Source organism: Streptomyces sp. NPDC058198, from assembly GCF_042882605.1.
In the GTDB taxonomy this organism is placed as follows: domain Bacteria; phylum Actinomycetota; class Actinomycetes; order Streptomycetales; family Streptomycetaceae; genus Streptomyces.
This window is the reverse complement of the sequence record NZ_JBHVVP010000004.1, coordinates 216,215-230,318: the sequence shown is the minus strand read 5'-3', so window position 1 is coordinate 230,318 and position 14,104 is coordinate 216,215. Positions and strand designations below refer to the sequence as shown.

Below are 14,104 nucleotides of genomic sequence, written 5' to 3'. Positions count from 1 at the left end.
TCGGTGTCCGGCTCCGTGTTCACCACGGAGCTGTGCCGGGACGCCGGCCGCTTCGCCGAACTCGCCCCCGCGTGGGACGCGCTGTACCGCCGCTCCCGAACGGCCACGCCCTTCCAGAGCCACAGCTGGCTGCACTCCTGGTGGCTGTCGTACGGCAGGCCCGGCCGGCTGCGGGTCGTGCTCGTACGCCGGGGCGAGGACCTGGTCGCGGCGGCCGCGCTGATGCTGGTGCACCGCCCCTTCCCCGTCTTCGTGCAGCTCGGCGGCAGCATCTCCGACTTCTCCGACGTCCTGCTCGACGACGGCTGCGCCGAGGCCGCGGCCGCCGCGCTGGCGAAGGCCCTCGCGCGAGCGGCCCGTACCGCCGTGATCGACCTGCGGGAAGTACGGCCCGGAGCCGCGGCGGAACGCGTCCACGCCTGCTGGGCGGGGCCGCGCCGGCGGTTGGCGGACTCGCCCTGCCTCGAACTGCCCGCCGTCCCCATGGACGAACTGCTGGGGCGGCTCCCCTCCGCGCGCGCCCAGCGCGCCCGCGCGAAGCTGCGCAAGCTGGACTCGATCGGCATCGACGAGCGGGTGGTGCCGGAGGACGAGATCCCGGCAGCGGTCGAACGGCTGCTGGAGCTGCACCGGCTCCAGTGGCAGGGCCGTGGGGTGACCCCCGAGCATCTCAGCGCGCGTTTCTCGGAGCATCTGACCCGGTCGGTGCGGTCCATGGTCGTGTGCGGCGACGCGATGGTGACCGAATTCCGGCTGGCCGGGAAGGTGGTGGCCGCGGATCTCACCCTGATGTCCAGCCAGCTGGCGGGCGGTTATCTGTACGGCGCCGACCCGATGCTGCGCGCCAGGAAGGTGGATGTGGCCACGATGCTGCTGCGGAGCGGTGCGCAGCAGATCAGCACGAGCGGCCGCGCCACGCTGAGCATGCTGCGTGGCAATGAGCCGTACAAGCACCACTGGCGCCCGGAGACCGTCTGCAATCAGCGGTTTCTGCTGGCCAGGCCCTATCTGGCGCCGTCGTTGCAGCTGCTCGTCGCGCGGGCGGCGGGCCGCGGCCGGGCGGCGGCGCTCGTCAAGCGGCTCCGGCGGAAGGGAGACGGGGGCGGCGACAAGGGCTGACCTTGCCGCCGCCCCCGCGCGGGGTCTGAGGCGTCGGCGTTCCCGTCAGTTCACGGGGACGCGGAGGGCGTGGGGGCCGCGGGCGCCGTCGACGCGGCCCCCGGGAGCCGTCCGTACAGCGTGGAGTGGAACACCTTCGACGACTCCGGATTATCGGTGCACTGCCATACGCCGTGCGGGCAGTAATCGCTGATGGTGTTGTAGAGCGGTTTGTGTGTGTCGATCCATTGCAGCATCCGGCGCATATATTCGGCATTATCGCCGTTGCGGAAGAGGCCCCACTCGGGATAAGAGATAGCCTTTCCGTGTGCGGCTGCGAAGTCCACGTGTTCTTGGAGCCCGTAGGGCTGATTCACCTGTTCGTCAAAATTCTCTCCCGGCGGCTGGTCATAGGAATCCATGCCGATGATGTCCACGACGTCGTCGCCGGGATAGCACTCGGTCCAGGGGATGGCGTCCCTTCCGCGGCTCGGAGCGAAGTCGAAACGGAACTTCTGCCCGGGCACGGCACGCATGGTGGTGACAATGCGGTTCCAGTACTGCTTCCACGCCGTGGGGTCGGGCCCGCAGCGATGCGTGTACGTGGTTCCGTTCATCTCCCAGCCGAGCACGACCACCGTGTCGGGCACACCGAGGCGTACGAGCCGCTCCGCCAGGGCCTTGAAGTGGCTGTCGTATTCCCCTCGCGCGCCCTCGCGCAGTTCCCAGCGTACGAGAAAGTCCGGGAGGTGCGCCTCATTGTCTTCGAGCATGGGGACGTTGAGGACGAACATCCGGTCGTCCCGCGCCTTTCGCCACTCGGCCCAGTCCTTCAGGAAGTCCGGGGTGCCCTCGATGTTGGGCCAGACATCCCCGGGGAGATAGGTGTGCCCCACCCGCAACTCCGTACCGCCGAGCCATTTCTCCATTTCGGCGATGCGCCGCACGCCGTCCGGGCCATAACCGAGATAGGCGCCCATCGCGGGTTCCGGCGCCTGAGGGGTTTTGGCCGTGCGGTTCGGGTCTGGTGTGTGTTGTGGATCCGGCGCGTGATGCGGATCGGACAGCGCCGCACCTGAAGCAAGGAGGCCGGCCGCGACCACGCTCAGGCAGGTGGTCGTCAGCCGTCGACGTCGATGAGACATGTCCGCTCCTCATGAGTTGGACCCTTTTCCGTGGCCGCGATCAATGATCGTCGTGATCACGCTGATCCAAAAGTATTTCTAATACGCCGACCGGGAGTCCGGCCTGACGTCCCAGTAGTCCGTCCGTGCATTTCATCCCCCGCATGGGTTACCGAAAGGAAGGGCACCCTCGTGCCGAGCTTCGACACCCGCGTTCCCGCCGTACTCGTGCGGCTCGACCGGAACCCGTTCCACCACGGCACGCTGGGCGCCGTCAGATCCCTCGGCCGGGCGGGGATCGAGGTACACGCGGTGATCGAGGCGACGCGCAGCCCCGTGGGGCGCTCCCGCTATCTGCGCGGGGCTCATCTACGGCCGGGCCTGGGCACGGATCTGTCGGACGTTCAGCGGCTGCTGCTCGGTATCTCGGACCGGCTCGCCACCCCGGCCGTGCTCATCGCCATGGACGATCTGAGCGCGATCACCGTGGGGCGGCTCCAGCAGCGGCTGGCCGGCCGCTATCTGCTGCCTGAACAGCCGTCAGGGCTGCCGGAGCGGGTCGCGGACAAGGCCGAACTGGTCGCGATCTGCGGGGCGCTCGGCATCCCCCATCCGAGGACGGTGATCCCCGGCGGCGCGGAGGAGGCCGCAGCGGCCGCCCGGTCGCTCGGGCTGCCCGTGGTGGCGAAGTGGAGCCGGCCGTGGCTCCTGCCCGAGGGGGCCGGGCTGCGCAGCACCCTCGTCGTCCGCTCCCCGCAGGAGGCCCGTGAGCTGTACGGGCGCAGCGCCGAGGCCGGCAGCCGGCTGCTGCTCCAGGAGTTCCTGCCGCCCGGCCGTGACCTCGACTGGTTCTTCCACGGCTACAGCGGCAGCGGCGGTGAGTGCCTGGTCGGGGCGGCCGGGCGCAAGGAGCGGTCCTGGCCGGTGGGGGCCGGGCTGACCGCGGTGGGCAGATGGCTGCCGAACCCGGCCGTCGAGCGGACGGCGCGTCAACTGGTCTCGGCGCTCGGCTACCGCGGCATCCTCGATCTGGACTTCCGGCTGGACAGCGCCACCGGCGCCTACCATCTGCTCGACTTCAACCCCCGGCCCGGCGCGCAGTTCCGGCTCTTCACCGACCGGTCGGGCACCGATGTCGTCCGCGCGCTGCATCTGGATCTCACCGGGCGTACCGTCCCCGCGCCGGACGCCGCGCACGGCCGGACCTTCGTGGTCGAGAACTACGCGCTGCTGTCCTTCCTGTCCACGCTGTCGTCCTTCCGGTGCCGGGGCGGCGGGGCGGGCCGCGACATCGGGGCGGTCCCGGCCGACGGGGTGCGGGCCCGGTCCGGGGAGGCCGCGTGGTTCGCCCTGGACGATCCGCTGCCCGCGTACGCCATGGCCGTCGCCTGGATCCCGCACGCGGCCCACCGGGGGTGGCGCCGGCTCAGACATGCGCTGCCCGCCCCGCGTACGGCCGAGCCCGGACGGTCGCGCGCCTCTCCGGTACGGCGGCGGTGGGGCGGCCTGGACCGCGCCGCCATGTTGCCCCCGTATCGAGCCGATTCCGTCGACCCGTCGATTCCTTCGACCCCGTAGATCCCGTAGATCCCGACACAGAGAGCGGACAGGACACACGATGTACGACCTGGTAGTGGTGGGCGCCGGCCCCTATGGACTCTCCATCGCCGCGCACGCCGCCGCGGCCGGCCTCGATCTGCGGGTGTTCGGCAGACCGATGGCCGCGTGGCGGGACAACATGCCGTCCGGGATGTATCTGAAGTCGGAACCCTGGGCGTCGAATCTCTCCGATCCGCGGGGCGCCTACGGCCTGGCCGCCTACGCCGCCACCCAGGGGGTGGAGGCCCGGCACGGCGTCCCGCTGCCGGTACGCTTCTTCGCCTCGTACGGACTGTGGTTCGCGGACCGGGCGGCCCCGCCCGTCGACGAACGTACGATCACGGCGGTACGGCCCTGCCCCGGCGGGTTCCGGCTCTCCACCGACGACGGCGAGAGCGTCCTCGCCCGTACGGTGGCGCTCGCGGTCGGGGTGATGCCCTTCACCGATATCCCCGCGCCCCTGCGCGCACTGCCTGCCGAGCATGTGTCGCACAGCAGTCACCACGGGGATCTGGCCCGCTTCGAGGGCCGGGACGTGACCGTCGTCGGGGCGGGTCAGGCAGCTCTGGAGACGGCGGCGCTGCTCGCTGAGCAGGGCACCACCGTGCGGGTGGTGGCCCGGTCCGGCCTGCTCAACTGGAACACCGTTCCGCCGCCCAGGGAACGTTCCGTCGCGCGGGCGGCGCGCGCCCCGCACACCGGTCTGGGCTGCGGGTGGCGGAACTGGGTCTACGCGGAGGCGCCAGGTCTCTTCCGCCGGCTGCCCGCACCGACCAGGACCCGTGTCTTCACCTCGGCGCTGGGTCCGGCGGGCGCGTGGTGGCTGCGGGACCGCGTCGAGTCGGTGGTGGACATCAGGCTGGGGGCACGCGTGGCGAGGGCGGTCCCGGCGGGCGGGCGCGTACGGCTGGAGCTGGCCACGAGCTCGGGCCGGGCGGCGACCGTGGAGACGGACCATGTCATCGCCGCCACCGGATTCACCCCGGGTATCGAGCGGCTCGGCCTGCTCGACGGCGAGTTGCGCGGCGGCCTGCGGACCCTCGGTCCCAGCAGCGCACCCGAGGCGAACGCGGACTTCGAGTCCTCGCACCCGGGGCTGTTTCTCGCCGGGCTGCTGAGTGCTCCGTCGTTCGGCCCGTCGATGCGGTTCGTGTACGGGGCGTCCTACACGGCCGAGCAGCTCGTACGGGGCGTACGGCGACGGCTCGGGGCGCGCGACGGGGCGCGCGGCATGGTCCAGCAGCGGCAGGCGGCGCCGGGGTGGATGCCGGAGCGGACGCCGTCGGGCCGCGGCGCGGAAGAACTGACGGCGCGTCGGTCGTGACGGCGCGTCGGTCCTGATGGCAGGTCAGTCCTGACGAGTGCGTCGTCCTCCGCCGGTCGGGAGAAGCCACGGTGATTCTCCCGACCGGGCGGACGGCGCGATGCGCTTTCGGAAAAGCCTAGGCGCGCGCGCCCGCGCTGTTGCGCCGGTACAGGATTCCGCCGCCGATCAGCAGGCCGAGGCTCATCGCGCCCGCGGCGAGGAGGTGGGAGTCGCTGCCGGTGTGCGCCAGCTCGGGACCTTCGAAGTGGGGTTCCTCTTCGGGCGTCGAGATGGGAGCCTCCGGCCGCTGGTGGGTCGGGGGTGCCTCGTGGTGGTGCCGCTCGGGCGGGGCGACCTGGGGCGGCTCGGGGGCCTCCGGCGCACCGTTGACGCAGGTGTTGCCGAAGGTCGGATTGAGGAGACCGACCAGATCCACGGAGTTGCCGCAGGTGTTCACCGGCGCGTGCACGGGCGCCTGGATGAGGTTGCCCGACAGCACGCCCGGCGACCCCTTCGCGATCCCGCTGGCCTGGGCGCCGTCGCCGCGCGTGCCGCCCGGTGACGACAGGTGGGACGCGTGCGCCTGGTGGTTCCCGTACTGCCCCTGGGACTGCGCGTGCGAGGAGGGGCCCGACTGCGAGGAGGGGCGGCCGGAGTGCGACGAGGACTCTCCGTACCCCGAAGACGCCTGGGAAGCCGACTGAGCCGGCGCGCTCGACGCGTTCACGCAGGTGTTGCCGAAGGCGGGGTTGAGCAGCCCGATGGGGTTCACGGTGTTCCCGCAGACGTTCACCGGGATGTCCACCGGCGCCTGGACGCTGTTGCCCGACAGCACCCCCGGTGAATCGGCGGCGACTCCGTCCGCTTCTGCCGCGAGGGCGTAACCGCCGCTCAGGGACAGCACACTGGTCGCCGCGGCGGCCGTGAGCAGTCCTTTACTGATGAGGTCTCGCATCTGGTTTCTCCTCCTGCTGCCTGGTGCGGCGAGCAGTTGTCGCTAGGTGATATCGGTGCCGACCGAGGCCGGCCCCGAAGCACAGGTCGCACGCGCTCCGGGACCGGCCGAGAACACCCCGCGGGGTGTCCGTACAACGTCAGTCGTTGAAGCAGACGTGGCCGAAGGCGGGGTTCAGCAGCGAGGTGGTGGCGTTGGTGCTGTTACCGCACAGGTTGTGCTGGTGGTGCAGGGGGGACTGGTGGAGATTGCCCGACAGGAACCCGGGGGATCCGATGGCGACGCCCTTGGCCTCGGCGTCGGCGACAGCCGGGGCTGCGGCGCCCACGGCGATCATCAGCCCTGCGACGATCGTTGCGGCTTTCTTGCACTTCATCTTGAGCCCTTTCCGCAGCAGCAATTACGTCCGCACGACTGTCGTGGTACGCGAGCGTTAATTTCTCGGCTCTCACTGCCGCTGCTGGATCTCCAACGAGTAGTCGGTAACAAGGAAACTGCCGCGTTTATACGACTCCCGTTTCTCACTCGACTGCCGCATCGGAGATTTCTGCCGACAGGGACGGCGCCATTGCCCCTGTCGGCCTCAGAAAATGCGTGTGTAGCGACCTGGACAACCGGCTGCCGACGGTTTGGTTCCGCTACTTCACCCGTTCGGCTGCGTGTGGGGGCCGCCGTTGCCGGGGCGGCTGCTCCGCTGGTCTCCGGTAATAGGCCGTTGGGGTGAAGGGAAAGAACCAAACCCCCGATGTGAAGTTGCTCAGGGCGCCCCGGGGACTTGGGGCATCCTTCAGAAGGGGACTTACCGTGATCAAGAAGCTCATGGCCGGCGCCGCTGTCGCCGCCTCCGTCGTCGGCATGTCCGCCGCGGCCGCTCCGCAGGCCCTGGCCATCGGGAACGACGGCGGCACCACGTCGGCGAGCGGCAACTTCGCCAGCCAGGCGTACGGCAACTCGGCGACGTACGGCAACATGAGCCCGCAGATGGCGCTCATCCAGGGGTCGCTGAACAAGCCCTGTATCGCCATGCCGTCCAAGGCGAACACCGCCGCCCTCACCGGCCTCACGCCGATCGCCGTTCAGGACCTCAATGTCCTGTCCTCCCCGCAGAACCAGCAGTGCACGGAGAATTCCACCCAGGCGAAGGGCGACGAGCCGCTGTCGCACATCCTGGAAACCGTCCCGGTGCTCTCGGGCAGCGGCACCGGAAACAACTGAGAAATCGCCTGACCGGCCGGACCGTCGCTGAATCCCGCGGCGGTCCGGCCTTTTTTTGCGTATTTCCGCGAGCGATCGGTAATAGGCCGTTCGGGGGAATCGCCGCAACCATACCGGCTGTATCCAAGTTGAACAGGATGAACTCCACCGGTGGAGTTCGCTTTTCCGGAAGGGTATTTACATGAAGAAGCTGTGGGCTACCGCTGCTGTCGCGGTATCGATCATCGGAGCCACGGCTGCGGCCGCGTCGCCGGCGCTGGCGCTCGGTGACGACCAGGGCACGACGTCTTTCAGTGGCAACGGTGCCAAGCAGGCCTTCGGCAACTCGTCGACCCACGGCGACCTGAGCCCGCAGCTGGGCCTGGTCCAGGGCTCGCTGAACAAGCCCTGCATCGGCATGCCGACCAAGACGAACACCGCCTCCCTCGTCGGTGCCACGCCGATCGCCCTGCAGGACGTCAACCTCCTCGCTTCCCCGCAGAACCAGCAGTGCACGGAGAACTCCACCCAGGCGAAGGGCGACGAGCCCCTGTCGCACATCCTGGAAACCATCCCGGTCCTGTCCGGGAACGGTGTCGGCAACCGCTGATGCCCCCAGAGGCCCGGTCCGGCGTCCTGCGCCGGACCGGGCCTCTGCCATGTCCGGTTCGCCGTGTCCGGGGTCGGTGAACCGGCGCGGGGCTGAACATATGACGAACAGTCAGTGAGCTCTCGGTCAGCCGGGCCCCGGGCCCCTCCACGGCTCGTACATTGACTCCCCCTAAAGGTCGTGACGTGGGCGGGGGAAGACCGTGGGGTGGTTGAAAGAGCTGCTGACTCCGGAGAATTTGCTGGCGCTTCTCGGAGTCGTGGTCACGATCGGCGGGCTCTCGTACGAGCGGTTCATGCCGGGCCGCAAACGCATCGGATACCGCGTGCAGATGGACACGCTCATCGACGACAGCACGCAGGACGAACGAATACACCAGCGGCTGAGCATGCTGGAGAACACCCCGGACCTGGCCGGTGCCTCACTCGTGCTGCTCCGGATCGAGAACGACGGCTTCCGCGGCATCGACGCCGAGGACTACATCACCGCGCCCACCACCGACCACCGTGGTCTCACGGCCACCTTCCCCAACCGCACGGTCAGAGATGTGGCGGTCACCGAACCCAGCCATCCCGACCTGCTCAGGCACCTGCCCCAGCACGGAACCGAGACAAGCCCCGGACTGGTCGCCCACGGCAGCGAGATCTCCTTGCCGAGAGTCCCGCTCAACCGAGGCGATCACTTCAAGCTGCTCGTACTGCTGACGGGCGCCGGCACCGACAAGGAGCCGCGTGTCGGCGGCCGCATCAGGGAAGGCCGGATCCGGAACAACGAGAAATTCCGCCGCCCCAGCAACCGCATGCTCGGGCTCATCGGCGGCCTGCTCCTCCTCCTGGTTCTCCAGTCCACCGGCTTGCAGCTGCTGCGGGAAGACCCACTCCCCCAGGGGTGCGGCAAGGGCGCTCTCACCGTCGTAGGCTCCACCGCCTTCGCGCCGGTGATGAAGGATCTGGACGGGGCGTACGAAAGTGACTGCCCAGGAGCCCGGATCAAGGTCCAGGCCCAGGGCAGCGGCCGGGGCACGAGCACGCTCAGGGACGAAGGGGACGCGGCGAAGGGCACCTTCCCCCCGTACCTCGCCCTCTCCGACGGCCGGGACGGCAGCGGCGGACCGGAGCTCAAGGAGCACCTGGTCGCGCTGTCCGTCTTCACCATGGTGGTGAACGAGGACGTCCGGCTGCCGAGCATCTCCCGCGCGGATCTGAAGAAGCTGTACGCGGGCGGCATCAGCAACTGGAATCAGATCGACGGCGGACCCGACCTGGCCGTCAGACTCGTGAGCCGCGAGGGGAAATCAGGGACACGCGGCGTGTTCGAGGCCCGTGTGCTGGGCGGCACCCCCGAGTTCGGCCGCACCTCGGCCAACTGCCGGACCTTGAAGTACGGAAACCAGGACGTCGTCCGCTGCGAGCTGGACAGCACCGAGGACGTCCTGAAGACGGTGGCCGCGACACCGGGAGCGATCGGCTACGTCGAACTGCGCGCCGCCGAACTGCGCAGCGCCCGGGGCGATGTCCACCTGCTGTCCCTGGACGGCCGGAAGCCCTCCGTCGACGCGGTCAGAGCAGGAACGTACGTCTTCTGGGAGCCGGAGTACGCGTACACGTACGGCACGCCGCCTGCGAACTCCCTCACCTCCAAGTTTCTCGACTACCTGGCCGCGGACACCGGCCGGAACCTCGTCGAGAAGCACGGCCATCTGCCCTGCTCCGTCCCGGAGAACCAACAGGCCTGCCAACGCGCCCACGCCGACACCGACCCCAGCGACAACGCCAACGGCTGACGCCGGGGAAGGAGCATGTGGACGGTTTATGCCACGCCGATCCAAACGTCCGCGCCCAGCGTGCCCTTGATGTCGGAGGCCACCGAGGTTGAGTCGACCTCAAATCCCAGCGCGTACACCACGGTCTTGTCCGGGGCGCGAACCTGGAGCCGTACGGGGCTGTCGCCCTTGTGCGCACTCAGAATGCGCTTGAGTTCCTGCACGGTGGGCTCGTTGACGCGGTGTGAGCGCAGTTCGAGGCGTACGGGCGGCTTCCCGCCGCTCTCCGCGGAGGAGACGTCCAGGACCTCGATCTCCTGGCCGAAGATACTCACCGCGCCGTCACGGTCGTTGAGCCGGCCGGCCACGGAGACGACGCTGTCGGGAATCAGCGCGTGCTGGACCAGGGTGTAGGAGGCCGGGAAGAAGAGAACTTCCATCTCGCCGTCACGGTCGGCGAGGTTGACGATCGCCCACGGGTTTCCCTGTTTGGTCATGCGGCGGTCGACGTTGGTAATGAGGCCCGCGAGCTTCGCCACGCCTTCGGTCCGGCCCGAGCCGAGAAGTTCGCTGATGGTGGTGTCGCGGTTGCGGGACAGGATGTGTTCGGTGCCGTCCAGGGGGTGGGCCGAGACGTACATGCCCAGCATTTCCCGTTCGGTGGCCAGCAGCTGCTTACGGGGCCACTCGCTCGGGTCGATCTTGAAGTCGAGGCCGAACACCGGTGTGTCGTCTCCACCGCCCAGGTCGCCGAACAGGTCGTCCTGTCCGATCGCGGCCTGCTTCTTGACCGGGATGACCGAATCAATCGCGTCTTCGTGCACGGCGGACAGCCCCTTGCGGGAATGGTCCAGCGAGTCGAAGGAGCCGGCCTTGATCAGGGATTCCACGGCCCGCTTGTTGAGCGCGCCGATGTCGGCCTTGTCGAGGAAGTCGGGGAAGGAGGAGAACTTGCCCTTGGACTTGCGGGTCTCGACCAGCGACTCGATGACGTGGTCGCCGACGTTGCGGACGGAACGCAGGCCGAAGCGGACGCTGTCGCCGACGGCGGTGAAGTTCGCCACGGACTCGTTGATGTCGGGGGGAAGGACCTGGATGCCGAGCTTGCGGGCGTCGGCCAGGTAGATGCCGGCCTTGTCCTTGTCGTCTCCGACGGAGGTGAGAAGGGCGGCCATGTACTCGGCCGGGTAGTTGGCCTTGAGGTAGGCGGTCCAGTAGGACACCAGCCCGTAGCCGGCGGTGTGAGACTTGTTGAAGGCGTAGCCCGAGAAGGGGAGCATGACGTCCCACAGCGCCTTGATGGACTCCTCGGAGTACTTGTTCTCCCTCATGCCACCGTGGAACTTCTCCCACTCCGCGGCCAGCACCTCGGGCTTCTTCTTACCCATGGCGCGGCGCAGCAGGTCGGCCCCGCCGAGGGTGTACCCGGCGAGCTGCCGGGCGATGGCCATGATCTGCTCCTGGTACACGAGCAGATGGAAGGTGTTGCCGAGGATCGGCTCCAGGGCGTCCTTCAGCTCGGGGTGGATCGGCGTGATCTCCTGGCGGCCGGTCTTCCGGTGCGCGTAGTTGGTGTGCGCGTTGGCGGCCATGGGGCCGGGCCGGTACAGGGCGAGGGCCGCCGCGATGTCTTCGAACCGGGTGGGCTCCATCAGCTTCAGCAGGGTGCGCATGCCGCCGCCGTCGAGCTGGAAGACGCCGAAGGTGTCGCCTCTGGCCAGGAGCTGGAAGGTGGTGGCGTCGTCCAGGGGGATCGGCTGGTCGCCGTTCTGCGGGACGGTGTCGGTGGTGATGTTGATGCCGCGGTTCTCGCGGATGTTCTGGATCGCGTGGTCGATGACGCCCAGGTTCCGGAGCCCCAGGAAGTCCATCTTGACCAGCCCCATGTCCTCACAGCTGGGGTAGTCGAAACCAGTGATCTTCACGCCGTCCTTGGCGCGCATGTGCAGCGGGATGCGGTCGGTCAGCCTCGTCTTGGACAGGATGACCGCGGCCGCGTGCACACCGGTATTACGGATCAGGCCCTCGACGCCCTTGGCGCCGTCGACGACCTTCTTGACCTCGGGCTCGTTCTCGTAGAGGGCCCGGATCTCGCCGGCCTCGCCGTAGCGGGGGTGGGCGGAGTCGAAAATACCGCTGATGGGGATGGACTTGCCCATCACGTCCGGCGGCAGGGCCTTGGTGATCCGCTCGCCGTGGCTGAAGGGGTAGCCCATCAGACGCGACGTGTCCTTGATCGCGTTCTTGGCCTTGAGCTTGCCGAAGGTGTTCACCATGGCGGTGTACTCATCGCCGTACTTTTCCACCACGTAGCGCACCATGCGGTCGCGGTGGCGGTCGTCGAAGTCGAGGTCGACATCCGGCGGGTTGATGCGTTCGGGGTTCAGGAACCGCTCGAACAGCAGACCGTGCTCCAGCGGGCACAGCTCGGTGATGCGCGTCGCGTACGCCACGATGGACCCGGTCGCCGAACCACGACCGGGGCCGACGGGGATCTTGTTGTCGCGGGCGTACTGGCAGATGTCGGCGACGACGAGGAAGTACGAGCTGAAGCCCATCGGACCGATGACCTTCATCTCGGTCTCGAACCGCTCCATGACGTGATCGGGGACCGGGGCGCCGTAGCGCATTTCCAGGCCCTTGACGCACTCCCGGCGCAGATACGCCTCCTGGGTCTCCCCTTCCGGGACGCCCGGGTACTGCGGCATCTCGTCCTCGGGTGCGAAGACCTCCTCGTAGGACTCGATGCGCTCGGCGATCAGCAGGGTGTTGTCGCAGGCCTCGGGGATCTCCGAGAACAGCTCCCGCATCTGTGCCGCGGTCTTGAGGTAGTAGCCGGAGCCGTTGAAACGGAACCGGGCCGGGTCGTCCTTGTTCTTGCCGACACCGATGCACAGCAGGTTGTCGTGCGCGTCCGCGTGCTCTTCCAGGACGTAGTGCGCGTCGTTCGTCGCGAGCAGCGGGATGTTCAGGTCCGCCGCCAGCCGCAGGAGGTCCGCCCGGACGTTGCGCTCCAGGTCCAGGCCGTGGTCCATCAGTTCCAGGAAGTAGTTCTCCTTGCCCAGGATGTCCTGGTAGGAGGCGGCGACCTCACGTGCCTCGTCGTACTGGTTCAGCCGCAGCCGGGTCTGGATCGCGCCGGAGGGGCAGCCGGTCGTCCCGATGATGCCCTCGGCGTGTTCGGAGATCAGCTCCATGTCCATACGGGGCTTGCCCGCCGGGAACTGGCCCGTGTAGCTGGCCTCCGTCGAGAGGAAGAACAGGTTGCGCAGCCCCTGGACGTTCCGGGCCCACATCGTCATGTGGGTGAAGCGGCCGCCGCCGGAGACGTCCTTCGATCCCTCGCCGTCGTCCGACATGGCCTTCACACCACCGGGGCCCCAGAACTCCTGCCGACGGTTCCGGCGCCCGGAAGGGGCGACATACGCCTCGATGCCGATGATGGGCTTCACGCCCTGGAAGCCCTTGGCCACCTGCTGGAACTCGTAGGCACCGAACATATTGCCGTGATCGCTCATGGCGATGGCGGGCATGCCCTGACGCTCCACTTCGGCGAACATCGGCTTGAGCCGCTGCGCTCCGTCGAGCATCGAGTATTCGGTGTGATTGTGCAGGTGAACAAAGCTGTCGGCCACCGGGCAGGCACCTCCGAGGCAGGTCTGGGAAAGCTCCACCCTATCCCTCGGCGCCGCCCGATCCGGCGCCTACCGGAGGGCCTCGCAGCAGGTCTTCCGGAAGATCGAAAGGCGCCAAAACGCTGACCTCGGGGTATCGCGGTATGTCGCCGTGCGCTCTCTCCCGGTGTCGGTCGCGTGTTCGTCAGACCAGCAGCCGGACCGGCCCCGGACGTGGTCCTTCCGCGCGTTCTCGACTTCTTCGATCAGGTGGAGACGGCCGGCTAGTCGAGACAGAACTCGTTGCCCTCGACGTCCTGCATCCCAAGGCACGACTCGTTGAATCCATCGGCAATCAGGAGTAGCCCGCGTACCGCGCCCAGCGGGATCAGTCGTGCGCACTCGGCCTCAAGCGCGGCCAGGCGCTCTTCACCCACGAGCCCGGTGCCGACCCGCACATCAAGATGCACCCGATTCTTGACGACCTTGCCTTCGGGAACGCGCTGGAAGAACAGGCGCGGGCCCACACCCGAGGGATCGATGCAGGCGAACGCCGAACCCTGACGCTCGGGCGGCAGCGAGCGATCGAAATCGTCCCACGTGGCAAACCCCTTCGGTGGCGGCGGTACGACATACCCCAACACCTCGCACCAGAAGCGAGCGACGCGCTCCGGATCTGCGCAATCGAAGGTGACTTGGAACTGCTTGACCGATGGCATCGGCCCACCATAGTGGCGCGTGCTGTTCACCGGCACCCACATTTTTCCCAGCCCCGGGTCAGTCCAGCGGGGCGGGCCTCAGCCCAGGGCCAGACAGCGCCGGCGCACCATCAAGCTGAGGGG

Annotated in this window: 11 protein-coding genes; 6 read left to right on the top strand and 5 right to left on the bottom strand. The window is 68.4% G+C overall.

Going from position 1 to position 14,104, the window contains the following annotated elements; genetic code table 11:
- Positions 1 to 15: 15 nt before the first annotated feature.
- Positions 16 to 1,119 carry a GNAT family N-acetyltransferase gene (locus ACFVWW_RS17145; protein WP_384179049.1) on the top strand — a complete coding sequence of 368 codons (1,104 nt, stop codon included), beginning with the start codon at positions 16 to 18 and terminating at the stop codon, positions 1,117 to 1,119.
- Between the two features lie 50 nt (positions 1,120 to 1,169).
- Here ACFVWW_RS17145 and ACFVWW_RS17140 read toward each other — a convergent pair whose 3' ends face one another.
- A complete protein-coding gene (locus tag ACFVWW_RS17140; protein ID WP_384179051.1) occupies positions 1,170 to 2,243 on the bottom strand; it encodes a glycoside hydrolase family 26 protein in 1,074 nt (357 codons plus the stop codon).
- Positions 2,244 to 2,414: 171 nt separating this feature from the next.
- Between ACFVWW_RS17140 and ACFVWW_RS17135 the strand changes: the two genes are divergently transcribed.
- The gene (locus ACFVWW_RS17135) at positions 2,415 to 3,800 is read left to right on the top strand and encodes an ATP-grasp domain-containing protein (RefSeq protein WP_384179053.1); all 1,386 of its coding nucleotides are present in this window, start codon (positions 2,415 to 2,417) and stop codon (positions 3,798 to 3,800) included.
- 40 nt (positions 3,801 to 3,840) lie between these two features.
- Positions 3,841 to 5,145, top strand: coding sequence for an NAD(P)-binding domain-containing protein (locus ACFVWW_RS17130; protein ID WP_384335910.1), 1,305 nt, complete (start codon positions 3,841 to 3,843; stop codon positions 5,143 to 5,145).
- Positions 5,146 to 5,263: 118 nt separating this feature from the next.
- Here ACFVWW_RS17130 and ACFVWW_RS17125 read toward each other — a convergent pair whose 3' ends face one another.
- Positions 5,264 to 6,082, bottom strand: coding sequence for a chaplin family protein (locus tag ACFVWW_RS17125; protein ID WP_384179056.1), 819 nt, complete (start codon positions 6,080 to 6,082; stop codon positions 5,264 to 5,266).
- A 139-nt stretch (positions 6,083 to 6,221) separates the two neighbouring features.
- Positions 6,222 to 6,458: a chaplin gene (locus ACFVWW_RS17120; RefSeq protein WP_384179058.1), complete on the bottom strand. Its 237-nt coding sequence runs from the start codon at positions 6,456 to 6,458 to the stop codon at positions 6,222 to 6,224.
- 428 nt (positions 6,459 to 6,886) lie between these two features.
- On the opposite strand from ACFVWW_RS17120, the gene ACFVWW_RS17115 reads away from it, so the two are divergent.
- From ACFVWW_RS17115 to ACFVWW_RS17105, 3 genes are all read left to right on the top strand, one after another.
- Positions 6,887 to 7,297 carry a rodlin gene (locus tag ACFVWW_RS17115; RefSeq protein WP_384179060.1) on the top strand — a complete coding sequence of 137 codons (411 nt, stop codon included), beginning with the start codon at positions 6,887 to 6,889 and terminating at the stop codon, positions 7,295 to 7,297.
- Between the two features lie 181 nt (positions 7,298 to 7,478).
- A complete protein-coding gene (locus ACFVWW_RS17110; RefSeq protein WP_384179062.1) occupies positions 7,479 to 7,886 on the top strand; it encodes a rodlin in 408 nt (135 codons plus the stop codon).
- Between the two features lie 202 nt (positions 7,887 to 8,088).
- On the top strand, positions 8,089 to 9,669 hold the full coding sequence (locus ACFVWW_RS17105; protein ID WP_386879213.1) for a substrate-binding domain-containing protein: 1,581 nt from the start codon (positions 8,089 to 8,091) through the stop codon (positions 9,667 to 9,669).
- Between the two features lie 26 nt (positions 9,670 to 9,695).
- Here the strand turns inward: ACFVWW_RS17105 and dnaE are convergent, their stop codons facing one another.
- Both dnaE and ACFVWW_RS17095 read right to left on the bottom strand, forming a co-directional pair.
- Positions 9,696 to 13,283, bottom strand: coding sequence for a DNA polymerase III subunit alpha (gene dnaE / locus ACFVWW_RS17100; protein WP_384187897.1), 3,588 nt, complete (start codon positions 13,281 to 13,283; stop codon positions 9,696 to 9,698).
- A gap of 263 nt (positions 13,284 to 13,546) precedes the next feature.
- A complete protein-coding gene (locus ACFVWW_RS17095) occupies positions 13,547 to 13,981 on the bottom strand; it encodes a VOC family protein (protein ID WP_384333836.1) in 435 nt (144 codons plus the stop codon).
- Positions 13,982 to 14,104: the final 123 nt, after the last annotated feature.

What these genes read in the sequence shown, in the direction of transcription:
- ACFVWW_RS17110 (WP_384179062.1), top strand. Translation starts at nt 7,479, where the DNA reads ATGAAGAAGCTGTGGGCTACCGCTGCTGTCGCGGTATCGATCATCGGA.
- ACFVWW_RS17140 (WP_384179051.1), bottom strand. Translation starts at nt 2,243, where the DNA reads ATGTCTCATCGACGTCGACGGCTGACGACCACCTGCCTGAGCGTGGTC.
- ACFVWW_RS17130 (WP_384335910.1), top strand. Translation starts at nt 3,841, where the DNA reads ATGTACGACCTGGTAGTGGTGGGCGCCGGCCCCTATGGACTCTCCATC.
- ACFVWW_RS17120 (WP_384179058.1), bottom strand. Translation starts at nt 6,458, where the DNA reads ATGAAGTGCAAGAAAGCCGCAACGATCGTCGCAGGGCTGATGATCGCC.
- ACFVWW_RS17095 (WP_384333836.1), bottom strand. Translation starts at nt 13,981, where the DNA reads ATGCCATCGGTCAAGCAGTTCCAAGTCACCTTCGATTGCGCAGATCCG.
- ACFVWW_RS17125 (WP_384179056.1), bottom strand. Translation starts at nt 6,082, where the DNA reads ATGCGAGACCTCATCAGTAAAGGACTGCTCACGGCCGCCGCGGCGACC.